General features: G+C 69.8%; 19 protein-coding genes. 10 read left to right on the top strand and 9 right to left on the bottom strand.

The genetic code is table 11. The annotated features are described in order from the left end of the window. Window positions 1-5: 5 nt before the first annotated feature. Both JWP54_RS09040 and JWP54_RS09035 read right to left on the bottom strand, forming a co-directional pair. Window positions 6-386: a TraR/DksA C4-type zinc finger protein gene (locus JWP54_RS09040; RefSeq protein ID WP_297370669.1), complete on the bottom strand. Its 381-nt coding sequence runs from the start codon at window positions 384-386 to the stop codon at window positions 6-8. Further along, window positions 386-2,041, bottom strand: a complete 1,656-nt coding sequence (locus tag JWP54_RS09035; RefSeq protein WP_297370666.1) for a molybdopterin-dependent oxidoreductase — start codon at window positions 2,039-2,041, stop codon at window positions 386-388. The genes JWP54_RS09040 and JWP54_RS09035 overlap by 1 nt, the downstream gene beginning before the upstream one ends. 431 nt (window positions 2,042-2,472) lie before the next feature. Between JWP54_RS09035 and JWP54_RS09030 the strand changes: the two genes are divergently transcribed. The 5 genes from JWP54_RS09030 (at window position 2,473) to JWP54_RS09010 (ending at window position 10,846) form a co-directional block, all read left to right on the top strand. Continuing rightward, window positions 2,473-4,221, top strand: a complete 1,749-nt coding sequence (locus tag JWP54_RS09030; RefSeq protein WP_297370662.1) for a cellulose synthase catalytic subunit — start codon at window positions 2,473-2,475, stop codon at window positions 4,219-4,221. Next, the gene (locus JWP54_RS09025; protein ID WP_297370659.1) at window positions 4,218-4,949 is read left to right on the top strand and encodes an HlyD family efflux transporter periplasmic adaptor subunit; all 732 of its coding nucleotides are present in this window, start codon (window positions 4,218-4,220) and stop codon (window positions 4,947-4,949) included. The genes JWP54_RS09030 and JWP54_RS09025 overlap by 4 nt, the downstream gene beginning before the upstream one ends. Before the next feature lie 23 nt (window positions 4,950-4,972). After that, window positions 4,973-7,024 (top strand): glycosyl hydrolase, encoded by a 2,052-nt coding sequence (locus JWP54_RS09020; protein WP_297370656.1) that lies wholly within the window; start codon window positions 4,973-4,975, stop codon window positions 7,022-7,024. A gap of 17 nt (window positions 7,025-7,041) precedes the next feature. After that, a complete protein-coding gene (locus JWP54_RS09015) occupies window positions 7,042-9,540 on the top strand; it encodes an RNA helicase (protein ID WP_297370653.1) in 2,499 nt (832 codons plus the stop codon). A gap of 250 nt (window positions 9,541-9,790) precedes the next feature. After that, a complete protein-coding gene (locus JWP54_RS09010) occupies window positions 9,791-10,846 on the top strand; it encodes a Gfo/Idh/MocA family oxidoreductase (RefSeq protein WP_297370650.1) in 1,056 nt (351 codons plus the stop codon). Between the two features lie 9 nt (window positions 10,847-10,855). Here JWP54_RS09010 and JWP54_RS09005 read toward each other — a convergent pair whose 3' ends face one another. The 7 genes from JWP54_RS09005 to JWP54_RS08975 form a co-directional block, all read right to left on the bottom strand. Next, window positions 10,856-11,365 carry a LysM domain-containing protein gene (locus JWP54_RS09005; protein ID WP_297370647.1) on the bottom strand — a complete coding sequence of 170 codons (510 nt, stop codon included), beginning with the start codon at window positions 11,363-11,365 and terminating at the stop codon, window positions 10,856-10,858. 89 nt (window positions 11,366-11,454) lie between these two features. After that, window positions 11,455-12,834: an L-serine ammonia-lyase gene (locus JWP54_RS09000; protein WP_297370644.1), complete on the bottom strand. Its 1,380-nt coding sequence runs from the start codon at window positions 12,832-12,834 to the stop codon at window positions 11,455-11,457. Between the two features lie 67 nt (window positions 12,835-12,901). Beyond that, on the bottom strand, window positions 12,902-13,486 hold the full coding sequence (locus JWP54_RS08995; protein WP_297370641.1) for a CoA-binding protein: 585 nt from the start codon (window positions 13,484-13,486) through the stop codon (window positions 12,902-12,904). Next, window positions 13,483-14,784, bottom strand: coding sequence for an O-acetylhomoserine aminocarboxypropyltransferase/cysteine synthase family protein (locus tag JWP54_RS08990; RefSeq protein WP_297370639.1), 1,302 nt, complete (start codon window positions 14,782-14,784; stop codon window positions 13,483-13,485). Before JWP54_RS08990 ends, JWP54_RS08995 begins: the two co-directional genes overlap by 4 nt. 90 nt (window positions 14,785-14,874) lie before the next feature. Then, window positions 14,875-15,894: a putative sulfate exporter family transporter gene (locus tag JWP54_RS08985; protein ID WP_297370636.1), complete on the bottom strand. Its 1,020-nt coding sequence runs from the start codon at window positions 15,892-15,894 to the stop codon at window positions 14,875-14,877. Window positions 15,895-15,931: 37 nt separating this feature from the next. Beyond that, window positions 15,932-17,032, bottom strand: coding sequence for an acyl-CoA desaturase (locus JWP54_RS08980; protein WP_297370633.1), 1,101 nt, complete (start codon window positions 17,030-17,032; stop codon window positions 15,932-15,934). Window positions 17,033-17,222: 190 nt separating this feature from the next. Further along, on the bottom strand, window positions 17,223-18,914 hold the full coding sequence (locus JWP54_RS08975) for a phospholipid carrier-dependent glycosyltransferase (protein ID WP_297370630.1): 1,692 nt from the start codon (window positions 18,912-18,914) through the stop codon (window positions 17,223-17,225). 53 nt (window positions 18,915-18,967) lie between these two features. On the opposite strand from JWP54_RS08975, the gene rsmI reads away from it, so the two are divergent. From rsmI to JWP54_RS08950, 5 genes are all read left to right on the top strand, one after another. Then, window positions 18,968-19,843, top strand: a complete 876-nt coding sequence (gene rsmI, locus JWP54_RS08970; RefSeq protein WP_297370626.1) for a 16S rRNA (cytidine(1402)-2'-O)-methyltransferase — start codon at window positions 18,968-18,970, stop codon at window positions 19,841-19,843. Window positions 19,844-19,909: 66 nt separating this feature from the next. Beyond that, window positions 19,910-21,472: a methionine--tRNA ligase gene (gene metG, locus JWP54_RS08965; RefSeq protein WP_297370623.1), complete on the top strand. Its 1,563-nt coding sequence runs from the start codon at window positions 19,910-19,912 to the stop codon at window positions 21,470-21,472. Next, the gene (locus JWP54_RS08960) at window positions 21,465-22,421 is read left to right on the top strand and encodes a TatD family hydrolase (protein WP_297370620.1); all 957 of its coding nucleotides are present in this window, start codon (window positions 21,465-21,467) and stop codon (window positions 22,419-22,421) included. Before metG ends, JWP54_RS08960 begins: the two co-directional genes overlap by 8 nt. Further along, window positions 22,418-23,299: a 16S rRNA (adenine(1518)-N(6)/adenine(1519)-N(6))-dimethyltransferase RsmA gene (gene rsmA, locus JWP54_RS08955; protein ID WP_297370617.1), complete on the top strand. Its 882-nt coding sequence runs from the start codon at window positions 22,418-22,420 to the stop codon at window positions 23,297-23,299. The genes JWP54_RS08960 and rsmA overlap by 4 nt, the downstream gene beginning before the upstream one ends. 43 nt (window positions 23,300-23,342) lie before the next feature. Further along, on the top strand, window positions 23,343-24,278 hold the full coding sequence (locus tag JWP54_RS08950; protein ID WP_297370614.1) for a 4-(cytidine 5'-diphospho)-2-C-methyl-D-erythritol kinase: 936 nt from the start codon (window positions 23,343-23,345) through the stop codon (window positions 24,276-24,278). Window positions 24,279-24,361: the final 83 nt, after the last annotated feature.

The raw sequence follows: 24,361 nt of genomic DNA, 5'->3' as shown, positions 1-24,361 counted from the left end.
GACGTCTACGGCTCCCGTGCGCAGTCGATGCACAATTCTGCGGCCGGGCGGGCCTCCAGGCGGCCCCGGCCGATGGGTTCACCCCGCCGCAGGCACCGGCCGTAACTGCCGTCATCAATGCGTGCAAGGGCGGCGTCGATCGCGGCCAGGGCTGCGGCAAGCTCGGCGTGCACCCCCGACCGGAGCGACCACTCGTCGGAGAGGGTGGGGCCCTCGGGGTCGTGCTCGTCGTCGGCATCACCGCCGCTGCGGGCGGCACGCACGGCGTCGAGGGAGTCGCCCTGCCGGCCCAGCTCCAGCTCGAGATCCCGGCGTTTCCCGCGCAGTAGCGTTTCGAAGTGGGCACGGTCGGCCGCGGTGAGCTCCGCGGCGGGTTCGGCCACCATCAGGGCACCGAGACGCTGACCTCGTGCAGCCCGGTGGCGCCGTCCGGTGCCACATCGGCGAGCTTGCTGGTCTGCACCGAGCCGTTGGCATCCGTCGCGCGCACCCGGATCGAGTGCGAACCCGCGGTTGCCGTCCAGTCCCAACGCCACTGCCGCCAGGTGTCCACGGAGATGGCGTCGGCCAGCGTCGCCGCGTTCCACTCGCCGTCGTCCACCTGCACGTCCACGGCGGACACCCCGACGTGCTGGCTCCAGGCCACACCCGCGACCGTCACGGTTCCGGCGGCGGCGGTGGCATTGTCCCGGGGGACGTCCACCCGCGACGACAGCTTGACCGGTCCCTCCTCCGACCAGCCGCGCGTGGACCAGTACGCCGTCTCCGTGTCGAAGCGGGTGACCACGAGCTCGGTGACCCATTTGGTGGCGGACACGTAGCCGTAGAGGCCCGGCACGACCATCCGCACCGGATAGCCGTGCTCCAGGGGCAGCGGGTCGCCGTTCATGCCCACGGCGAGGATGGCGTTGCGGTCGTCGGTGAGCGCCTCGAGCGGGGTGCTGGCGGTCCAGCCGTCCTGGCTGCGGGAAAGCACCATGTCGGCGTCGCTGGTCGGCGCGGCCCGCTTGAGCAGCTCGCGAATCGGGTAGCCCAGCCACACGGCGTTGCCGATCAGGTCGCCGCCCACGTAGTTCGACACGCAGGCGAGGGTGGTGGTGCTCTCTTCCAGGGGCAGGGCGAGCAGCTCGGCGAAGTCGATTTCCACGTCGTTCTCGACCAGCCCGCTGATCTTCAGGGTCCAGGTGGACGGGTCGATGCGGGGCACGGAGAGCGCTGTGTCGATGCGGTAGAAGTCGGCGTTGGGAGTGATGATCGGCGCGAGACCGTCGATGTCGAAGGATGCCCCGGCGGCGATCGGCGCGCCCGGAGTGCTGGGGGCGGGCAGGGTGAACAGCGCCCTGGCGGCGTCCGCTGCCCGGCTGCCGGCCGTGAGCAGCTGGCCGCCGATCGCCGCGAGCACGCCGGCGCCGGCGCTGACCCCGGTGTACAGGAGAAACCGGCGCCGGTCGAGGGCGGCCCGGGCGGCCGCGTGGGGGGTGACGGATGCGATGCGGCCGGTGTGGGCGGTCGCGGCGGCGGCGGCCTCGGCGGGCGCGGTGCTCGCGTGCAGCCGCTTCAGCAGCATGGTGAGCACGAGGGCGGCGACCACCATGGCCAGCACCGGTGGCACGGCGTCGAACGGGGACGCGTCGGCTCGGGTGAGTGCCGCGACGAGCGCCACAAGGCCCGCGATGACCACCACGAACCGCCCGAACGGCGGCCGGCGGTATTCGAGAACTCCGGCCGCGGCGGCCAGGGCCGCCGCGACCAGGGCGATGAAGACGATCAGCGCCACCTTGTCCGCGGTGCCGAACAGACCGATCACCAGCTCTTTCACCGGCGCGGGCGCCAGATCGATGAGCAGGGCGCCGACCACCAGCACCGGGCTGGCACCGGGGGCGATGAGCCCGGCGACAAGCTCGCCCAGGCCGAACCCTGCCAGCACCGCGGCCAGTCCGGCCAGCGCCGGCCACCAGCAGCGTGCCGACGTGTTCCCGCGCGGGCGCACGGATGGCTCGGTGGGCGGCGGGGCGGCCGGTGCCGGGGGAGTGCTGGACATGCTCTCAGCTTAGGTTTGCCTGCTGCCGGAAGCGCTGGGGGTGGCTTACGAATCTCTTACGAATGTGCCTGACGCCCGCCCTGCCCGCACGGCCCCCACCCAGGTGACACAGCGAAAGCCCCGGTTACCAGCATGTTACGAACAGGAAAACCCTCCGCTTGAAAGTGCACGAAGCCGTGCGTCCGTGGTGTCGATCTGCTTACAGTGACGCCAGGTCCATTCGGCCGGTCACCCGCCAATGCCGAAGGATCCTCAACGATTCCGCTCCATCGATACCTCGCCCCATCGAAGCCGGTTTCCCTCGCCGGCGGCCAGTTTCCGTCCCCGCGTCCCTAGCGCCCCCGGGACTGGCAGAGCACACCCCGCGAGCCTCGCCCGAGACCACGCTCGCGAACCCCGGACCCGAATCCGGCAGCCGAAATGAGAACCGGATGACCTCTCTTCATCCCCGCATCGACGACCCCGCGCTGATGCACCGCATCCCACCGCACCGGCAGCTCGCGGACCCGAAATCGGGGCGACCGCCGCGCGCCGGGCATGACCACTCGCCCTCGCTGGTACTGCTGGTGCTGGTCGCGACCATCGGCATCCTGGCCTACGCCAACTTTCTGTTGAACCCGGCCAGCCGCGGCGACTGGCTGCCGTACACGCTCGTCATCGTCGCGGAATCGAGCCTGATCTTCCAGGCGCTGCTGTCGATGTGGACCATCCTCTCCGGCTCCCAGGACCCCCGCGACTTCGCCTTCCACCAGGCCCAGGCCGCCCTGTTCGCGACCAGGTCGAACCCCCGGGGAGCGGGGACGTCCGGCGCCGACCGGCGGCAACTACACCTGTGCGGGCAGCCCACCAGCATCGACGTGTTCATCACCACTTACGGCGAGAGCCTCGACGTGATCCGGGACACCGTCACCGCCGCCCTCGCCATCCGGGGGGCGCACCTCACCTGGATCCTCGACGACGGCCGGTCCGACGACGTTCGGGCCCTGGCGTCCGACCTCGGCGCGCGGTACCTGCGTCGGCTCAGCCCCAACGGGGCGAAAGCGGGCAACGTCAACCACGCGCTGACGGCGAGCTCCGGTGAGTACTTCGTGATCTTCGACGCCGATTTTGTGCCGGAGCCGGAGTTCCTGGTGGAGACGCTGCCGTTCTTCAGTGACGACAGGGTCGCCTTCGTGCAGACGCCGCAGGCCTATCGGAACCTGCACAACGTGATCTCGCGCGGCGCCGGGTACATGCAGTCGGTGTTCTATCGGTTCATCCAGCCCGGCCGCAACCGGTTCAACGCCGCGTTCTGCGTGGGCACCAACGTGATCTTCCGCCGGGACGCCATCGTGGATGTCGGCGGCATGTACACCGACTCCAAGTCGGAGGACGTCTGGACCTCGCTCAAGCTGCACGAGCGGGGTTGGAAGACAATTTTCATCCCGATGGTGCTGGCCACCGGCCACGCACCGGACACCGTCGAGGCCTACACCAAGCAGCAACTGCGTTGGGCGACGGGCGGGTTCGAGATCCTGCTGACCAGCAACCCGCTCAGCCGCCGCCGGCGTCTCACCTTCGACCAGCGCCTGCAGTACCTGGTCACCGCGTCGTTCTACCTCACCGGTATCGCCCCGCTGCTGCTGCTCATCGTGCCGCCGCTGGAGATCTACTTCGACCTGCGGCCGATGAACCTGTCGACCACCCTGGGCACCTGGCTGCTGTACTACGCGGGGTTCTACCTGATGCAGGTGGCGCTCGCGTTCTACACGATGGGCTCCTTCCGCTGGGAGACCCTGATGCTCGCCGCCGCGTCGTTCCCGATCTACCTGGCCGCCCTGGTCAATGTGGTCATCGGCAAGGAACAGCAGTGGCGGGCAACGGGCAACAAGTCGACGGTGTCCTCACCGTTCAACTTCATGATTCCGCAGGTGCTGGTGTTCGTGTTCCTGCTACTCACCTCGGTCGTGGCCCTCTGGCGGGACGTCGGCATCGGCGCCCCCACCCTGGCCACGGCGTGGAACGTGACCAACACCGTGATTCTCGGCAGCTTCATCGGCGCCGCGCTGCACGAGAGCCGCGCCACCCGGTTGAGTCTCGCGGCCGAGCGACGGATGCTGCTCGGGCGGCGCCGGGTGACCCAGTGGGCCGGCCCGCCGCTGCCGGCGGATGCGCCCGGCCGCGAGGCGGTGACCGCATGACCTGGGCCAACCGTGTCCGGCTGTTCGTCGGCCTGGTCGGGGTCGTCGCACTCGTCGCCGTGCTCACGGTGCTCTTCAACCAGCGCCAATCGCAGGTGGCCAGCGCATCCGCATCGATCCAGGCCGCCCAGTACCCGGTCGGCACCGACTACGGCGGAATCGTGATCGATCGCCTCATCGACGAGGGGGACACCGTCACCGCCGGGCAGCCCCTGTTCACGGTGCAGAGCCCCACCCTGCAGGCGGACGTCGCCGAGGGGCTGGTGAGCCTGGAGAACGTTGCCTATTCGGTGTCCGGCGACGGGGTGCTCACCCTCACGGCCTCCATCGACGGCACCGTCACCGGCATCAAGACCGAACGGGGCTCGTTCGTGCAGGCCGGCCAGGTGCTCGCCACCATCGACCGGGGTGGGTCCCTGTTCGTCTCCGCCCAGTTCGTGCTCACGAGCACCGACTACGCCAGGGTCGAGGATGGCGCGACGGTCGACATCGTGCTGCCCAACCAGGCCAGGATCGCCGGCACCCTGGAGTCCGTGGAGGTGACCACCGTCGACGGCCAGGCCGAAACCACCGCCCGGGTGGTCACCGCCGGGCTCACCGACGGTGAATACAACGGGCTCGCCGCACCCGGGACCCCTGTCTCTGCCACCCTGACGCTCCGCGATGACGGGCCCCTCGCCGGCGTCAGCGACGGGTTCTTCGGCTTCCTGCGCACGATCGGACTGTGAGCATGGCGACAAGATTCCGAGCAGTGACGGTTCTGGTCGCCGCCGCCACCCTCGCCGCCGCGGCCGGGCTGGTGGCCTGCACGCCCACGGCCGGGCCGCCCGCCGCCCCGCCCGCCGGCAGCGCCCAGCCGACCGACCCGATCTTCCCCACCGCAGAGATCGGTCCACTGGTCAACGCCCTGCCCGAGCGAACGATCAAGCCGTTGCCGGCAGCACGCCTGGCCGACGGCCTCATCCCGCCCACAAATCGCTGGTTCTCCGGTCTCGTCTTCGGCGATGAGCCGATGCCGGTGTTCCCGCTGCCGCTGTCCTTCCAGCTCACCGGCACCGGCCTCGCCTTCGGGCTGCCCACCGTGACCAGTGACAGCGCGGTCATCCTGGGCGGCAACACCCCCGCCATCCGCATTTCCCTCGCCGCGGACGGCCAGGCCCTCGAGCAGGTCGTCACCGCCTACGACGAGGCGTCGGTCACCATCACCCAGCGGAGCGCCGGAAACGACCTCGGTTCGACGGTGATCGCGGAAGGCTCCCCGTTTGTGTCCTTCACCGCCGCGACCGACGTGGACCTCACCCTGCCGGCCGGGTTCACTGCGGCCGGGGACGGCGTCTGGAGAGCCGAGGTGGACGGCACCGAGTACGGGCTGGTATCGGCGGGTGCCCTCTCCGGCACCGGCCTGGCGGTGCCGCGAGGCAGTACCGCCACCTGGTTCGCGGTGCCCGCCGACGGATCGCTGGCCACCCTCGCCGAAGCGGCCGGGCATCCGGTCACCGGCACCCGCCTCGAGTACGGCAGCACGACGGATGCGGCCGCCACCACCATCGCCTACGACACCGTGGACGGCGGCGACACCCTGGTCGCGGCGATGCCGCACCAGCAGGCCGGCCTCGCCGCGGACGCCCGCTGCGACGCCGGCAGCTACCCCAGTATCTACGGCACCCTCACCCTGTGCGCCGGCACCGCGCTGACCTGGACGGTGCCCACCGTGCAGCCCAGCGGGACACTCGACCTGTCCGCCGTCGAGGGCGAGGACCGCCAGCGCCTGGCGGACCAGGTGCGCGCCGACGTGGACAGCACGGGCACCTTCGCCGCCGACACCTATTTCGGCGGCAAGTCGCTCTACCGGGCGGCGAACCTCTTGGCCGTGGCGCGTCAGGTGGGCGCCGACGACGCCGCGGCCGACCTCACCGACCGGCTCGCCACGGCGCTCGACGAGTGGCTGGAGGCGGCCGGCTGCGTGGACCGCACCGAACGGTGCTTCGTCTACGACCCGCAAGCCCGGGGGATCGTGGGCCTGGCGACCTCGTTCGGCTCGGAGGAGTTCAACGACCACCACTTCCACTACGGCTACTTCTTCTACGCCGCCGCCGTCGTCGCGGCCGGCGACCCCGCCGCCGCCGAACGCTGGGCGCCGGTGCTGAACCTGCTCGCCGCCGACCTCGCCACCAGCGGCGACAGCGAGTACTTCCCCACTCGACGGGTGTTCGACGCCTATGCCGGCCATTCCTGGGCCAGCGGCACCTCGCCGTTCGGCGACGGCAACAACCAGGAGTCCAGCTCGGAGGCGGTCACGGCGTGGAACGGCCTGGCCCTGTGGGCCGCCGCCAGCGACCAGGCCGGCCTGCAGGCCGAGGCCGAGTGGATGCTCTCCAGCGAGGCTGCCTCCGCCAGCGCCTACTGGACCGACTTCGACCTGGCCGACCCGGTCTACGCGAGCTTCGACCACACCGTCACCTCACTGGTGTGGGGTGGCAAACGCGACTACGCCACCTGGTTCAGCGCGGAGCCGAGCGCCATGCTCGGCATCCTGGTGCTGCCGATGAGTCCGGTGGCCGGGTACCTCGGCCGCGACCCGGCCCGGGTGGCGGCCAACCTGGCCGACTCGGTGCCCGGGGGCAGTTACGACGTGATGTTCGGTGACTACCTGCTGATGTACGCGGCCCTGCAGGGCCCGGACGCGGCGGCCGCCGCCCTCGAGGCCGCCGACACCCTGCCGGCGGCCCGGATCGACGACGGCAACAGCCGGGCCTACCTACTCGCCTGGCTGATGCAGTGGAGGACGCCGCCAGCCGGATAGGGGAGGATTAGGGAATCATGGCAACCCTCAGCGCCCTCCCGCACGTCACCGATCCCGACGTCCTCTTCGAAGCGTTCGAGCTGTGGGCCGCGGATGCGGGCCTCCGCCTCTACCCGGCGCAGGAGGAAGCCGTCATCGAGATCGTGTCGGGGGCGAACCTGATCCTCTCTACCCCCACCGGAACCGGGAAGTCGCTCGTGGCCGTCGGTGCCCACTTCGCCGCGCTCTCCGCCGGCAAGCGCACCTTCTATACCGCCCCGATCAAGGCGTTGGTGAGCGAGAAGTTCTTCGCCCTGGTGGAGATCTTCGGCGCCGAGAACGTCGGCATGATGACCGGCGACTCCTCGGTGAACTCCGACGCCCCGATCATCTGCTGCACAGCCGAGATCCTCGCCAACCTGGCGCTCCGGAACGGCGCGGACACCCCGGTCGACCAGGTCGTGATGGACGAGTTCCACTTCTACTCCGACCCCGACCGCGGGTGGGCCTGGCAGGTGCCGCTGCTGCTCTTGCCGCGGGTGCAGTTCATCCTGATGTCGGCCACCCTCGGCGACGTCACCGACATCGCCGCGGACCTGTCCCGCCGCACCAACCGCGACACCGCCGTCGTCACCGGCGTCGAGCGACCGGTGCCGCTGCACTACTTCTACGAGACCACCCCGGTGCACGAGACCGTGGAGGACCTGCTCAAGACCGGCCAGGCGCCCGTCTACATCGTGCACTTCGCCCAGGCCGCCGCCCTCGAGCGCGCCCAGGCGCTCTCCAGCGTGAAGGTGGTCACCAAGGAGCAGAAGGAGGCCATCGCCGACCTCATCGGCGAATTCCGGTTCACCACCAGCTTCGGCAAGACCCTCTCCCGGCTGATCCGGATGGGCATCGGCGTGCACCACGCCGGCATGCTGCCCAAGTACCGCCGACTGGTCGAGCAGCTCGCCCAGCGTGGCCTGCTGCGGGTGATCTGCGGTACCGACACCCTGGGGGTGGGCATCAACGTGCCCATCCGCACCGTGCTCTTCACGGCGCTGACCAAGTACGACGGTGTGAAGATGCGCCAGCTCAACGCCCGTGAGTTCCACCAGATCGCCGGCCGCGCCGGCCGGGCCGGCTTCGACACCGCCGGCACCGTGATGGTCCAGGCCCCGGACCACGAGACCGAGAACCTCAAGGCCATCCAGAAGGCCGGCGACGACCCCAAGAAGAAGCGCAAGATCATCCGCAAGCGCGCTCCGGAGGGCTTCGTGTCCTGGGGAGAACCGTCGTTCCGGCGCCTCGTCGACGCCGAACCGGAGACCCTCACCTCGAGCATGCAGATGACCAGCGCCATGCTGATCAACGTGATCGCCCGCGGCGGGGATGCCTTCGCGAACGTCTACTCGCTGGTGTTCGACAACCACGAACCGTTCAAGCGGCAGCTCGCCCACGCCCGGCGGGCCCTGGGCATCTACAAGACCCTGCGCGCCGCGGGGATCGTAGAGCAGGACGCGGATGGCAGCATCCGACTGACCGTCGACCTGCAGGCCAACTTCGCGCTCAACCAGCCGCTGTCGCCGTTCGCGCTGGCCGCGTTCGACCTGCTCGATATCGAGGCGCCGACCTACGCCCTTGACATGATCTCGGTGCTCGAGTCCACCCTCGACGACCCCCGGCCGGTGCTGATGGGCCAGCAGTTCGCCGCTCGCGGCGAGGCCGTCAACGCCATGAAGAGCGAGGGCATCGAGTACGACCAGCGCATGGAGCTGCTCGAGCAGATCACCTGGCCGAAGCCCCTGGACGAGCTGCTCAGCTACGCGTTCGAGACCTACAAGCAGTCCCAGCCCTGGATCGCCGACTTCCCGCTGCGCCCCAAGACCGTGGTGCGCGACATGTACGAGCGCGCCATGTCGTTCGGCGAGTTCGTGGCCTACTACAAGCTTGCCCGCAGCGAGGGCGTGGTGCTGCGCTACCTCTCGGACGCCTACCGCGCCGCCCGGCAGACCATCCCCGACGAAGCCAAGACCGAAGACCTGCTCGACCTCATCGAGTGGCTGGGGGAACTAGTGCGCCAGGTGGACTCCAGCCTGCTCGACGAGTGGGAAGAGCTGATCCACCCCGACCTGGCCGCGCACGAATCGACCGCGCACACCGTGGTGCCGCCCGCTCCGCACCGGCTCACCACCAACACCCGCGCGTTCCGGATCCTGGTGCGCAACGAACTGTTCCGCCGGGTGCAGCTGGCCGCGCGGGAGGACTACGACGCCCTCGGCGAGCTCGACCGCGCGCACGGCTTCAGGGCGGATGTCTGGGCTGACGCCATGGACGGGTACTACGCCGAGCACGACGAGCTGCTGGTCGGGCCGAATGCCCGCGGCGCTGGCCTGCTGATCCTCGACGAGGGCGCCGAGGTGTGGACCGCCCGGCAGATCTTCGACGACCCGGCCGGCGACCACGACTGGGGCATCAGCGCCACCGTCGACCTGGCCGCCAGCGACGAGGCCGGCGTCGCCGTGCTGAAGGTCACCGGCGTGAACCGGCTGTAGCCGCGGGGCGCTGAACCGCTGAACGTGATCCAACCGGGCGAACAACGATGACCCGCACTTTCACCTAGACACGGACGGGCGCCGTGGCACTGGCACTGATCCTGGGTGCCTTCTCGCGGACTTCACCTTCGACTCGTTCGACGCCGACCACACCGCGGGCTCCTTCGCCCGCACGGTGTCGCCGAGCTCTGGGTCTGGCTTGGGCTGGTCGGGTTCCGGCGGCCCCGGGCCACAGGCGTACGCTCGAAGAATGCCCTCCGCACCCAGTGACCTGCCCCGTACCGTTCCGATCCGCGCCGGCGTTCTCGGCTACGGCCTGTCCGGGCGGGTGTTCCACGCGCCGTTCCTCGCGGCCAATCCGGACTTCTCACTCGACGTCATCGTGACCTCGAACGCCGAGCGCGGCGCATCGGCCCGGCAGAGCTATCCCGGCGTGCGGGTGCTGGCCAGCGCCGAGGAGCTCTTCGCCCGCGGTGACCTGGACCTCGTCGTGATCGGTACGCCACCGGAAACCCACGTTCCGCTCGCGCACGCGGCGCTGGACGCGGGCCTGGCCGTGGTGATCGACAAACCGTTCTCCACCACCTCCGAGGCGGGTTGGGAGCTCGTCAACCGCGCCCACGGCCTCGGCCTGCCGATCACGGTGTTCCAGAACCGGCGCTGGGACGGCGACTTCCTCACCCTGCGGGCCCTCCTGGCCGAGAACGCCCTGGGCCAGGTGTACCGGTTCGAGTCCCGGTTCGAGTCCTTCAAGCCGGGTCCGCCGCGCAGCTGGAAGGCGCAGGCGACGCCGGCGGCCGGCGGCGGCATCCTCTTCGACCTCGGCGCGCACCTCATCGACCAGGCGGTGCTCTTGTTCGGGCCGGTCGACGACGTGAGCGCCGAGGTGACCACCCGGTATCCGGACGGAGCCGCCGACGACGACACCTTCGTGTCACTGCACCACGGGTCCGGGGTGCGGTCGCACCTCTGGATGAGTAAGTTCGCCGCCCAGGTCGGCCCCCGATACCGGGTACTGGGCGCCGCTGCCGCCTACGTCAAGTGGGGACTCGACGGTCAGGAGGAAGCCATCCAGGCCGGTCATCTGCCGACCGAGCCGGACTTCGGCCTGGAGCCGGAAAGCGCCTGGGGCACCCTCGGCACCGACGGTGCCACAACGGTGGTCCCCACCCGACGTGGCCGGTATGTCTCCTTCTACGCGGAACTGGCCGACGCGCTCCTGCGCGGCGCGGCGCTGCCGGTGGATGCCGGCGATGCGCTCCGCACCATCGAGGTGATGGAGCGCATCCACGCCCTGACGCGCTGACCGCCGTTATCAGCCGGTCTTGGTCCAGTCCAGGTTGAGAACCTGACGGATGTAGATGTCCTCACCGATGCCCGAGACCTTGGGGTTCATTTTGAGCAGCTGCTGCATGGGCACGTTGAAGCGCTGCGCGATGTCGAAGAAGGAATCGCCCTCGAGCACCTTGTAGCTGATCGGCACTCCGGCGCCGTCGAGCACCGGGGCGCCTTGCGCACCGAGGATGGCGCCGAGGTCCTGGGCCGGGCCCTCCGGCAGGGGTTCGGCGGGCAACTCGGGGTTCGGGTCCAGGGACGGGTCCTCCGGGACGACCTTGGCGGCGGCCGTGGGAGTGGGCGTCGGCGTGGCAGTCGGCGTCGGCGTGGGGGTCGGCGTCGGCGTGGCGGTGACGACCACGGTCTGGGTCACCACCGGTGCCGGTTCCGCCGCGCATCCCGTGAGAGCCAGGCCGGCGATGACCGCCAGGGCAGGGAATGCCAGGCGAGTGGCGCGACCAGACGCGCCGGTGCGTGCGGAAGAGCGCAAATCGTTGATGGTGTACCCCCAGGGAATCTAGTTTAGGCCAGGGACCGCACTGACGTGGCATCCGGTGCTGCCCCCGTTCGAGTGGCCGGTCAGCACTCGATGACGTTGACCGCGAGGCCGCCCTCGCTGGTCTCCTTGTATTTGGTCATCATGTCAAGGCCGGTCTGCCGCATGGTCTCGATCACGGTGTCGAGCGATACCAGATGGGTGCCGTCCCCGTGCAGGGCGAGCCGGGCAGCCGATACCGCCGTGGAGGCGGCGATGGCGTTGCGTTCGATACAGGGCACCTGCACCAGCCCGCCGACGGGATCACAGGTGAGGCCGAGGTGGTGCTCCATGGCGATCTCGGCCGCGTTCTCCACCTGCCGGGGGGTGCCGCCGAGCACGGCGCAGAGCGCGCCGGCGGCCATGGCGCAGGCGGAGCCGACCTCGGCCTGGCAGCCGCCTTCGGCGCCGGAGATCGAGGCGTTCGCCTTCACCAGCGACCCGATCGCCACGGCGGTGAGCAGGAACCGGCGGATGCCAGCCGGGTCCGCCCCGGGCACGAACCGCAGATAGTAGTGCGCGACCGCCGGGATGATGCCGGCGGCCCCGTTGGTGGGCGCCGTGACGACCCGGCCGCCGGAGGCGTTCTCCTCGTTCACGGCCAGGGCGAAGGCGTGCAGCCACTCGGTCGAGGTGTCCCGTTCACGTTGCCGCAGGCCGTCGTATTCTTCCAGCTGCATACGAACAGCGGCGGCCCGGCGCTTGACGCCCAGCCCGCCGGGCAGGGTGCCGGACGCGTCCAGGCCGGCCTCGACGCAGGCGTGCATCGCGGTCCAGATCGCATCGAGGCCGGCATCCAGGCGGTCGGCGCCGTGCACGGCCTCCTCGTTGGCGCGGGCGACGTCGCAGATGCCGATGCCGTGGCCGTCGCAGAGCGCCAGCAGGGCGGCGCTGGAGGCGTACGGCATCGGCTGCGCCACCATGGCGACCGGGCCCACCGGGTCGCCGTCGCGGCGGATGAAGCCGCCGCCGATCGAATAGTAGGTCTCCTCGAGCAGGGCGGGGCCGGTCGGGTCCGCGCCCCAGGCGGAGAGGGTCATCGCGTTGGGGTGCCCGGGTAGTCGGGTGCGCGGCTCGAACACCACGTCGGTCTTGTTCACCGCCACCGGGTGGGTGCCGTTCAGCAGCAGCGTGGTTTCGCCCTCGAGGTGCGCCCACCGGTTGCGCACATCGGCGGGGTCGCAGACCTCCGGCGTCAGGCCGGCCAGGCCGGCCAGGATGGCGTCGGGGGTGCCATGGCCGAGGCCGGTGGAGCCGAGCGAGCCGAACAGTGAGCAGCGGAGTCGACGGACCTCGGTCAACCGGCCGCTGCCGGCGAGGTGCTCCGCGAAGGCCTGGGCGGCGCGCATCGGGCCGACCGTGTGGGAACTGGATGGACCGATTCCGATGGAGAACAGGTCGAGAGCCGAAACGTACGCTGTCACCTGCCCCATCGTACGCGGGCGGCTCCGCTCGGGATGGTGCTGCCGCCCCGGGGCGTGTGCGGTACGTCTAGCGGATGGTCTTGCGAGCTGTGATCTGCCCGGTGTCGAAGCCGAGCAGGTGCAGCCCGCCGTGGAAGCGGGCATGCTCGATCTTGATGCATCGGTCCATCACGATGGTGATGCCCTTCGACTCTCCGTACTCGGCGGCCTCCTGGTTCCAGATGCCCAACTGCACCCACACCGTCTTGGCGCCGACCGCGAGGGCGTCGTCGATGACGGACGGGATGTCCGATGCCTTGCGGAACACGTCGATAATGTCGGGCACCTCGGGCAGGGAGGCGAGGTCAGGGTAGGCTTTCTGGCCCAGGATGGTGTCCGCGCGCGGGTTGACGAAGTAGACCCGGTAGTCGCTCGACTGCTGCAGGTAGGTGCCCACGAAGTAGCTGGACCGGGCCGGATTGGGCGAGGCGCCCACGATGGCGACCGACTTCGCGCGGCGCAGGATGCCCAGCCGCGCCTTGGCGTCCGGGCCCTCCCAGGTGCGCTGGGTGCGCAGCAGCTTGGCGAGCGGGGAGTTGACGGGAACGCTGCAGCTCAGGCCGTTGGTGAGCTGGACGGTCTCGTTCCCGGCGCTGACGGTGTCGGTGCTCATGCGTGTCCTCCCGTTCCGGCGGCCTGGGCCAGGGCCTGGTCGAGATCGTAGATGATGTCGTCCACGTCTTCAATCCCCACGCTGATCCGCACCAGCCCGGCCAGCACGCCGGCGTCGACCAGCTGCTGCTCGCTGAGCTGGGCGTGGGTGGTGGAGGCGGGGTGGATCACCAGGGTCTTGGCGTCGCCGATGTTGGCGAGGTGGCTGGCCAGGTCCACGGATTCGATGAAGGTGCGGCCGGCATCGCGGCCGCCCTTCACGCCGAAGCTGAACACCGATCCCGGACCCTTGGGCAGATATTTGAGGCCGCGTTCGTAGTGCGGATGGCTGGGCAGGCCGGCCCAGTTGACGAAGTCGACGCGCGGGTCGGCCTCGAGCCACTCGGCCACGATGCGGGCGTTGTTCACGTGCGCCTGGAGGCGGTACGGCAGGGTCTCCACGCCCTGGGCGAGCAGGAACGCGGAGTGCGGGGCCAGGACCGGGCCGATGTCGCGCAGCTGCTCAGCGCGGAGCCGGGTGAGGAAGGCGTACTCGCCGAAGTTGCCCGACCACTCCAGGCCGCCGTAGCTGGGCACGGGCTCGGTGAAGAGCGGGAACTTGTCGCTGTGCCAGTTGAACCGGCCACTTTCCACCACCACGCCGCCGAGGGTGGTGCCGTGGCCGCCGAGGAACTTGGTGGCGGAGTGGATGACGATGTCGGCGCCCCACTCGATGGGCCGGCAAAGGTAGGGCGTGGCGATGGTGGAGTCGATGATCAGCGGGATGCCGGCGGCGTGCGCGACGGCCGCGAGGCCCTCGATGTCGGCGACCTCGCCGGAGGGGTTCGCCACGGTCTCGGCGAAGATCAGCTTGGTCTGGGGCGTGATCGCCGCGGCGTAGTCGGCCGGGTCGGCGGACTGCACGAAGGTGGTTTCCACGCCGAACCGACGCAGGGTCACGTCGAGCTGGGTGATCGAGCCGCCGTAGAGGTTGGCGCTGGAGACGATGTGGTCGCCGGAACCGGCCAGGCTGGCGAAGGTGATGTACTGCGCGGCCAGACCGGACGCGGTGGCGACGGCGCCCAGGCCGCCCTCGAGGCTGGCGATGCGTTCTTCGAACGCGGCCACGGTGGGGTTGGCCAGCCGGGAGTAAACATTGCCGTACTTCTGCAGGGCGAACCGGGCCGCGGCATCCGCGGTGTCATCGAAGACGAAGGCACTGGTCTGGTAGATGGGCAGGGCCCGCGCCCCGGTGACGGCGTCGGGGATATTCCCGGCGTGGATTGCCCTGGTGGTGAAGCCGTACTCGCGATCTGCCATGGGAGTACGCTACCCGTCCGGTGCGGGCTCCCGTGTCGCACGGCGTAACAGAGCGCCACATGGACGGCGCTCGTGCGGCGCTCCGGTGGTTCAGCTGATAGAGACGGCCGCCAGGGCCAGCGCGGCGATGAGCAGCCAGGAGCCCAGGCCCACTCCGAGTGCCCGGCCGCCGGTGCGCAGCAGGGTGCCGAGCCGCACCGCGGTGCCGAGGCCGAACAGCGCCATGGCCAGCAGAATCATCTGTACCAGGTCGGCGGCGCCGAGGACGGCATCCGGCAGGGGCAGGACCGTGCGCGCGAGCACCATGGCGAGGAACCCGGCCACGAACAGCGGGACCGCCGGCGGGCGCCGGGCCGGTGCACGGCCGGTGGCGGGGGAGTCGACCGGGCGCCCGGCCGGAGCCGTCGCGGCCACCCGGCGGCGTTCATAGACCGCGACACCGGCCACGAGCGGGGCGAGCATCAGCACCCGGGTGAGTTTGACCACCACGGCCACGGCCAGGGCGGCCGAGCCGGCGATCTGCGCCGTCGCGACGACCTGGCCCACATCGTGCACCCCGGCGCCCACCCAGTGGCCGAATTGCAGTGCGGTCAGGCCCAGCGGATGCCAGAGCACCGGCAGCACGCCGATCGCGAGGGTGCCGCACAGGGTCACGAGGGCGACCGGGGTGGCGGTCTCGTCGTCCTTGGCCTTGACCACACCGCTCATGGCGCCGATGGCGGAGGCGCCGCAGACGGCGAAGCCGGTGGCGATGAGCAGCGGTTGATGGCCGGGCAGGCCGGCGACGCGGCCGAGCCAGAGGGTGCCGAAGAAGGTGAGCACCACGATCAGCACGGTGGTGGTGATGGTGACCCAGCCCAGGCCCGCGATGTCGACCAGGCTGAGCTTGAGTCCGAGCAGCACCACGCCGATCCGCATCAGGCGTTTGGCAGCGAGGGACAGGCCGGGCCGCAGCGGGCCGGTGACGTACGGGCGCAGCACCGGCAGTTGCCCCACCACGATGCCGAGCACGACGGCGGCGGTCAGCAGCGGCACCGCCGGGGCGGCGGCATGCACGCCCCACGCCACCAGGGTGGCCCCGGCGGCGACGGCAACTCCCCAGATCCACATCCCCCCAACCCTACCCATCGGCCCGCGAGGGGGCGCGTCAGCGGTGGTGGAAGCGCTGCACCATCGGGCAGTCGAAGGGGTCGCGGGCCGCGAGGCCCACCTTGTTGAGGTAGGCGATCACGATGCCGTAGGACTCGAACAGGCCCGTCTCGGTGTAGAGGATCTTGTTCGACTCGCAGTATTCCTTGGTGATCTCCTGCGCCTTCTTCAGGTGTGGGCGGGCCATGTTCGGGAACAGGTGGTGCTCGACCTGGTAGTTCAGGCCGCCCATGAAGGTGTCCATGAAGCTGCCGCCGCGGATGTTGCGGCTGGTGAGCACCTGGCGGCGCAGGAAGTCGACCTTGCTCTCGTGCGGCAGCTGGGGCATGCCCTTGTGGTTGGGGGCGAAGGAGGCGCCCATGTACACGCCGAACACCGCCATCTGCACTCCGATGAAGGCGAACGCCATGCCCAGCGGCAGGAAGTAGAAGATCACGGCGAAGTAGATCACGATGCGGCTGGTGAGCATGGTGATCTCGAGCCAGCGCTTGTCGACCCGGCCCTTGCCGAACACGGTCTTGAAGCCGTGGATGTGCAGGTTGATGCCTTCGAGGGTGAGCAGCGGGAAGAAGAGGTAGCCCTGCTTCCGGGTGATGAAGGAGGTAAGCCAGTTGACCTCTGACGCGTCCTTCTCGTTGAAACGGATGACGTCCGGCTCGATGTCCGGGTCCTTGCCGACCACGTTCGGGTTGGCGTGGTGACGGCTGTGCTTGGTCATCCACCAGGCGTAGCTGATGCCGACGAAGAGGTTCGCGAGGATCCGGCCGGCCCGGTCGTTCGCCGGTCCGGACTCGAACACCTGGCGGTGCGAGGCCTCGTGGGCGAGGAACGCGAACTGGGTGAGGATGATCCCGAGTACACCGGCGATGATCAACTGGTACCAGGAGTCGCCCAGCAGCACGAAGCCGACGCCGAGGCCGGCGGTGATCAGTACCAGGGCGGCGAAGACGCCCCAATAGAAGGCCGTGGCCCGCTGGAGGAGGTCCAGGTTCCGCACGGTGTGCAGGAGCGAGGAGTACTCGGTGGTGGGGTTCTTGGAGTCGCCACCCTTGCGAGTGCGGACAATACGCACCGTGGGTGCGGCAGATGCTTCCGACATGAGGCCTTTGGTTTGTATCTGGACTTCTCAGTCGGGAATAGAGCAAACACTCGTCAAGCAGATACCGGATATCCTACGGGTCGCGGGCTTCGAAAAGACGAAAATTTACAGGCCTTTAACAGGCGACGTATTCCAGTTTTGGCATATGTCCGGCCGCTTGCAGAGGCTGCAAATTCTGCGAATGTGCTGGTCACCGCCAGCTGGGCAGCCAGATATGCAGTTGCCAGAAGGCGAAGGGCACCTGGGTGCCCATCCAGAGCGGCAGGAAGAAGGCGCTGACCAGTGTCGCCACGCAGAGGAACGCGACGACGATGACCAGTCCCGCGGTGCCGGGACCCGCGGTGCCCGCTTGGGCGGCCGGTGGCACCTGAGCGCATTCGGCCGGCTCTCCGGCGGGACCGTGAGGCGCCGCCCGGTCGGCCAGCTCCGGCCGGTCCAGACGCACCTTGGGACCCGCTCGGCCGGCCGGAGTGGTGGTGATGCCCAGCAGCATCCCGATGGCCAGGGTGAGGCCGAGGATCAGGTACGGCTCGAAGGCGATCGTGTAGAACTGGAACACCGTGCGATTCAGGTATCCCAGCCACGGCAGGTAGCCGGCGACCATGCCCATCAGGATCAGCCCGACCTGCCACTGGCGGTAGCGGACCAACCGGTATACCAGGTACAGGATCGCCGCGGTGGCCCCCCACCAGATGATCGGGTTGGCGATGCCGGTGATGGCCTCGGAGCAGGTGGCGTAGTCGCAGCCCCTCTCGCCCAGGGAGCTGCCCTGGTAGTACATGCTCGTCGGGCGGCTCAGCAGCAGCCAGGTGAGCGGGTTCGCCTGGTACGGATGCGGGGTGACCAGCCCGATGTGGTAGCCGTACGCGGCCGACTGGTAGTGCCAGAAGCTCTGCACGGAGTGCGGCACCCAGGCCAGCGCCCCGGTCCAGGCCTGGCCGGCCTGGTCGGCGAAGTCGCGGTAGTAGCCGCCGCCGGTCACGAACCAACCGGTCCAGGACACCAGGAAGGTGGCCACGGCGACCGGGACCAGCAACAGGAACGTCACCGGTCCCTGCTTGAGGATCGCGCCGCTGATCCAGAACGGCAGCCCGGCCCGGCGCCGGGCGAGCGCGTCGACGACAACGAGGTAGATGCCGAATGCGGCCAGGAAATAGGCCCCGGACCATTTCACCGAGCAGGCCAGCCCGAATGCGAGCCCGGCGGCGAGAACCCACGGGCGCCACCACAGGGCGGGTCCCCAAGTGGATTCGACCTCGTTGTCCCGGCGCTCGGCGAGCCAGGCGGCCAGCCGGGTGCGCTGCTGGGCGCGGTCCATCAGGACGGCGCCGAAGCCGAGCAGGGTGAAGAACATGACGTAGTTGTCGAGGAGCGCCACCCGGCTCATCACGATGGCGTTGCCGTCGATGGCGAACAGGAAACCGGCGATCGAGGTCAGCAGCACCGACCCGAAGAGCTTCTGCGCGATCAGCATCAGGACCCCAACGGCGAGCAGGCCGACCAGTGCGGTCATCACCCGCCAGCCGACCGGGTTGTCCGCGCCGAACACGGCCATGCCCAGGGCGATCAGCCATTTGCCCAGCGGCGGGTGCACCACGAACGACGCGGTGGTGGCGAAGATATTGCTCTGACCGGCGGCGAACAGGGCGTCGGCCCCCTCCGGCCAGGTGCACTCGTAGCCGTTGTTGAACAGGCTCCAGGCGTCCTTCACATAGAAGGTCTCGTCGAACACCAGGCTGGCGGGATGGCCGAGGTTCCAGAACCGCAGCAACGCGGCCAGGATCAGCACCAGCGCCGGACCGGCCAGGCGCACCCAGCGGTGGGACCACAGGCGCTTCAGGCGGTCGGTCGCGCGGTCGGTCTCGCGGAGGGTGGTGAGCACGTGACCATCGTAGTGAGCCGCCGTACGGGCCTGCGTGCTGCGAGACTGGGACCATGATCATTCTGGCAGCCACCCCCATCGGAAACCTCGGGGATGCCTCGAGTCGACTCATCGAGGCGCTGCGCACCAGCACCGTCATCGCCGCGGAGGACACCCGGGTCACCGTGCACCTGCTCAAGGCGCTGGGCGTGGAGAACCGGCCGCGGCTGATCGCCCTGCACGACCACAACGAACGGGGCAAGGCCGCCGAGCTGGTCGAGCTCGCCCGCGACGCCGACCTGCTGGTGCTCAGCGACGCCGGCATGCCCACAGTGTCCGACCCGGGCTTCCACCTGGTGGATGCAGCGATCGCCGCCGGCGTCGTCGTCTCCGCCATCCCCGGCCCGTCCGCGGTGCTCACTGCTCTGGCGGTCTCCGGGCTGCCGACCGACAGGTTCACCTTCGAGGGATTCCTTCCGCGCAAACACGGTGAGCGGATGCAGGCCCTGCGCGAGGTGGCCACGGAGCGTCGCACCATGGTCTTCTTCGAATCGCCCAACCGGCTCGCCGCCTCCCTCACCGACCTCGCCGCGGTGCTCGGCGACGGGCGGCGCGTGGTGGTGTGCCGGGAGCTGACCAAGTTCTATGAAGAGGTCAAACGCGGCACCGCCGCCGAACTCGCCGTCTGGGCAGCCGAAGGCGTTCGCGGTGAGATCTGCGTCGTCGTGGCCGGAGCCGAGGCCAAGGTGCTCGACCTCGCCACCGGTGTGGAGGAGGTCCTCGCCCTCGTCGCCGGCGGCGCCCGCCTGAAAGACGCCGCGGCCGACGTCTCCGCCGCATCCGGCCTGGGCAAGCGTGACCTCTACGAAGCGGCCCTCACGGGCAAGTCCGGTGGAACCGGTCCGGCGCGGGCCAAAGCGGCCCCGCAGCCCGATTTCCCGTTCTCCTGACCGGCCGCCCCGGCGCGCGGCGTCACAGGGTCGGCCGCTTTGGTGACGCACCATAAGATGATGAGCATGTCCGACGGCTCTTCTTTCTACATCACCACGCCTATTTTCTATGTGAATGATGTCCCGCACATCGGGCACGCCTATACGGAGGTGGCCGCGGATGTGCTTGCCCGCTGGCACCGCCAGCGCGGGGAGGACGCCTGGCTGCTCACCGGCACCGACGAGCACGGCCAGAAGATCCTGCGCACCGCCACCGCCAACGGGGTCACCCCGAAGGAGTGGGCCGACCGCCTGGTCGAGACCGCGTGGAAGCCGCTGCTGAAGACCGTCGACATTCAAAACGACGACTTCATCCGCACCACCGACGTGCGCCACGAGGTGAACGCGCAGAAGTTCCTGCAGCACCTCTTCGACGCCGGTCACATCTATACCGGCGAGTACGAGGGCTTCTACTGTGTGGGCTGTGAGGAGTACAAGCAGCCCAGCGACCTCGTCGACGGCACCGGCGAGTTCATCGGCCAGCAGGTCTGCGCCATCCACTCCATCCCGGTCGAACTGCTGCACGAGAAGAACTACTTCTTCCGGATGAGCACCTTCACCGACCAGCTGCTGGCGCTCTATGAGGCGGACCCCACCTTCATCCAGCCCGAGTCCGCCCGCAACGAGGTCATCTCGTTCGTCAAGCAGGGCCTGAGCGACCTGTCGATCTCGCGCTCGAGCTTCGACTGGGGCATCAAGGTGCCCTGGGACGAGAGCCACGTGGTCTACGTGTGGTTCGACGCGCTGTTGAACTACATCACCGCCGCCGGCTACGGCCAGGACGATGAGAAGTTCAGCCGCCTCTGGCCGGCCACCCACATCGTCGGCAAGGACATCCTGCGCTTCCACGCGGTGATCTGGCCGGCCATGCTCCTGGCGGCGGGGCTCCCGGTGCCCGCCAAGGTCTTCGGGCACGGCTGGCTACTCGTGGGCGGCGAGAAGATGAGCAAGTCCAAGCTCACCGGCATCGCGCCGAACCAGATCACCGACACGTTCGGTTCCGACACGTTCCGCTACTACTTCATGCGCGCCATCAGCTTCGGCCAGGACGGCTCGTTCTCCTGGGAGGACCTCTCCGCCCGCTACCAGTCCGAGCTCGCCAACGGCTTCGGTAACCTCGCCTCCCGCGTCATCGCCATGGTGGTGCGCTACTGCGACGGCGAGATCCCGGCCGGCGGCACGCCGACGGACGCGGATGCCGCCATCCACGCCACGTCGAGGCGGGTCACCGAGGCCGCCGGCGAGGCCATCGACAGGTTCGCGCTGCACGAGGCGCTCGCCTCGGTGTGGGAGCTCGTCGACGAGCTCAACGGCTACATCACCGCGCAGGAGCCATGGGCGCTGGCGAAGAACCCCGACGATCGCGAACGCCTTGAGACCGTGCTGCACACCGTGGTGCGCGGCCTCGGCACCCTCGCCGTGCTGCTGTCCCCGGTGACCCCGCAGGCCACCGCAACCCTGTGGACCGCCCTGGGCGGCACCGGCGCCGTCGAGGAGTCCCGCATCGACCGGGCGTGGGAGTGGACCGGTGGCACCCACGTGTCGCCGCTGGCCGCCCTGTTCCCGCGCATCGAGGCGACTGTTGGCTAACGAGCCGCCCGGCACCACCCACATCCGGTCGCGAGCGGCGACCGAGGGGCGGGACCTGGTCTACCCGCCGGCCCCGGCGCCCCTGGTCGTCGGCGTGTACGACAACCACACCCATTTGGAAATCTCGGACGGCATCACCCCGCTGACCGTGGCGGAGCAGCTCGACCTGGCCAGCGGCGTGGGTGTGCGCGGCGTCATCCAGGTGGGCACCGACGTGGCCACCTCCCGGTGGTCGGCCGAGCTGGCCGCACGGGAGCCGCGGATGCTCGCCGCCGTCGCCATCCACCCCAATGACGCGCCGGCGCTGGAGGAAGCGGGCACCCTCGACGAAGGCCTCGCCGTCATCGACGAACTCGCGGGCCGGCCCCGCGTGGTCGCGGTCGGTGAGACCGGCCTGGACTTCTACCGCACCGCGCCCGAGGGCCGGGCGGCTCAGCACCGCTCGTTCGAGGCGCACATCGAGATCGCCAAGCGGCACGGCCTGGCCCTGCAGATCCACGACCGGGACGCCCACGACGAGGTGGTGGAGACCCTGCTGCGGGTGGGCGCGCCCGAACGCACCGTGTTCCACTGCTTCTCCGGCGGCGCCGACCTGGCCCGGCTGTGCGCCGAGCACGGCTGGTACATGTCCTTCGCCGGCCCGGTGAGTTTCAAGAACGCCGCCCCCTTGCGCGAAGCGCTCGACGTGGCACCGCGCGCGCTGCTCCTGGTGGAGACCGACGCGCCGTACCTCACGCCCAGCCCGCACCGAGGCCGGCCGAACGCCCCCTACCTGCTGCCGTACACGCTGCGCGCGATGGCCGATCACCTGGACACGGATGTCTCGGTGCTCGCCGCCCAGATCACCTCGAACACCGAACTCGTCTACGGCCGCTGGGATGCGGAACCCGTGGTGTTGCCCGACACCCGCCGAGACCCCCGCATCAGCCCGGCCGGAGGCCTCGCATGACCGACTCTGCTCCCCAGCCCGCCAAGGACCCCGCCGCACCCACCCTGCTCGGCCCCGCGGAGATCCGCGACCTCGCCGAGATGCTGGGCGTGAACCCGACCAAGAAGCTCGGCCAGAACTTCGTCATCGACGGCAACACCGTGCGCCGCATCGTCAAGGTCGCCGCCGTGCAGTCCGGGGAAACCGTCGTCGAGGTGGGCCCCGGCCTCGGCTCGCTCACGCTGGGCATCCTCGAGGTGGGCGCATCCGTCGTGGCCGTGGAGATCGACGACCGGCTCGCCGAGCAGCTGCCGCTGACCGTGCAGCTGATGCAGCCGGAGGCGTTGCTCACCGTCATCCGCGCCGACGCGCTGAAGATCGCCGAGCTGCCGGGCGACCCCACCCGCCTGGTGGCGAACCTGCCGTACAACGTGTCGGTGCCGGTGCTGCTGCACCTGCTCGAGCACTTCCCGTCCATCCGCGCCGGCGTGGTCATGGTGCAGGCCGAGGTGGGCGAGCGGCTCGCCGCGGCGCCCGGATCGAAGATCTACGGCAGCCCCAGTGTCAAGGCCGCCTGGTACGGCTCGTTCCGCACCGCGGGCAAGGTGAGCCGGCAGGTGTTCTGGCCGGTGCCGAACGTGGACTCCATCCTCATCGCCTTCGACCGTCGCAGCGCCGAGCTCGACTCCGAGGAGCTGCGCCTGGCCACCTTCGCGCTCGTCGACGGCGCGTTCCAGCAGCGCCGCAAGATGCTGCGCCAGTCGCTTTCCACGGTGCTGGGCGACTCCACCCGGGCCACCGCCGTGCTCACGGCCGCGGGAATCGACCCCACCGAACGGGGCGAGCAGCTCACGGTGAACGACTTCCTCACCATCGCCAAGGCCTGGCTGGCGACCTAGGCGATGTCCCGGGGCGCCGGTGCCGCTGGGCTAGGTTAGAAACATGACCGACACGGCGACCTCACCTGTTGTGCATGCGAGGGCACCGGGCAAAATCAACGTCTTCCTCAAGGTGGGGGCCGTGATGGACGACGGCTACCACGATCTGGCCACCGCCTTCCAGGCGGTCTCGCTCTACGAGGACGTCCGTGCCACGGCGGCGGAGGGGTTCAGCGTCGCCTTCACCGGGTCCATCGACACCTCTGGCCTGGCCGTCGACGAGAGCAACCTGGCCATCAAGGCGGCCCGCGCCCTGGCGAAGGCCACCCGGTATGCCGGCGGGGTGCACCTCGAGATCGACAAGAACGTTCCCATCGCCGGCGGCATGGGCGGCGGTTCGGCGGATGCGGCGGCCACGCTGCTGGCCTGCGACGCACTCTGGGGCACCGAGGCGAGCAAGGAAGAGCTGCTGCGGATCGCGGCGACCCTCGGCGCCGACGTGCCCTTCGCCGTCACCGGCGGCACCGCCGTCGGCACCGGCCGCGGCGACCAGCTCAGTCCGGCGCTGGCCAAGGGCCAGTTCCACTGGGTGCTCGCCCTGGCCGAGTTCGGCATGTCGACCCCGTCGGTGTACAGCGAACTGGACCGGCACCGCACCCGGCACGCCCAGGACATCTTCCCGGCCAGCCGGCAGCCCACCGTGGACGCCAACGTGCTGCAGGCCCTGCGCGCGGGCGACCCGGCGATGCTGGCCGAGTCGATGCACAACGACCTGCAGGCGCCCGCGCTGCAGCTCGCGCCCGGCCTCGGCACGGTGCTCGAGCTCGGCGAGGCCAATGGCGCCCTGGCGGGCATCCTGTCCGGTTCAGGACCCACCGTGGCGTTCCTCGTGCCCGACCTCGACGCGAGCCTTGAGCTGCAGGTGGCCCTGAGCGCCGCGCGCCTGCGTGTGGTGCGCGCCACCGGCCCCGTCCACGGCGCCCGCATCATCCACCCCTAGCGCCAGCCGCTGCGCCCCGTCCCCGCCACCGCCCACGCCGGCGAGAGCGCCCGCGCGAGATGCACGGGTTGCGCGGGTCAGGC

The organism is Cryobacterium sp., assembly GCF_025463825.1.
In the GTDB taxonomy this organism is placed as follows: domain Bacteria; phylum Actinomycetota; class Actinomycetes; order Actinomycetales; family Microbacteriaceae; genus Cryobacterium.
Note: the sequence above shows the minus strand (reverse complement) of the source record. Positions and strands in the feature narration are given on the sequence as shown.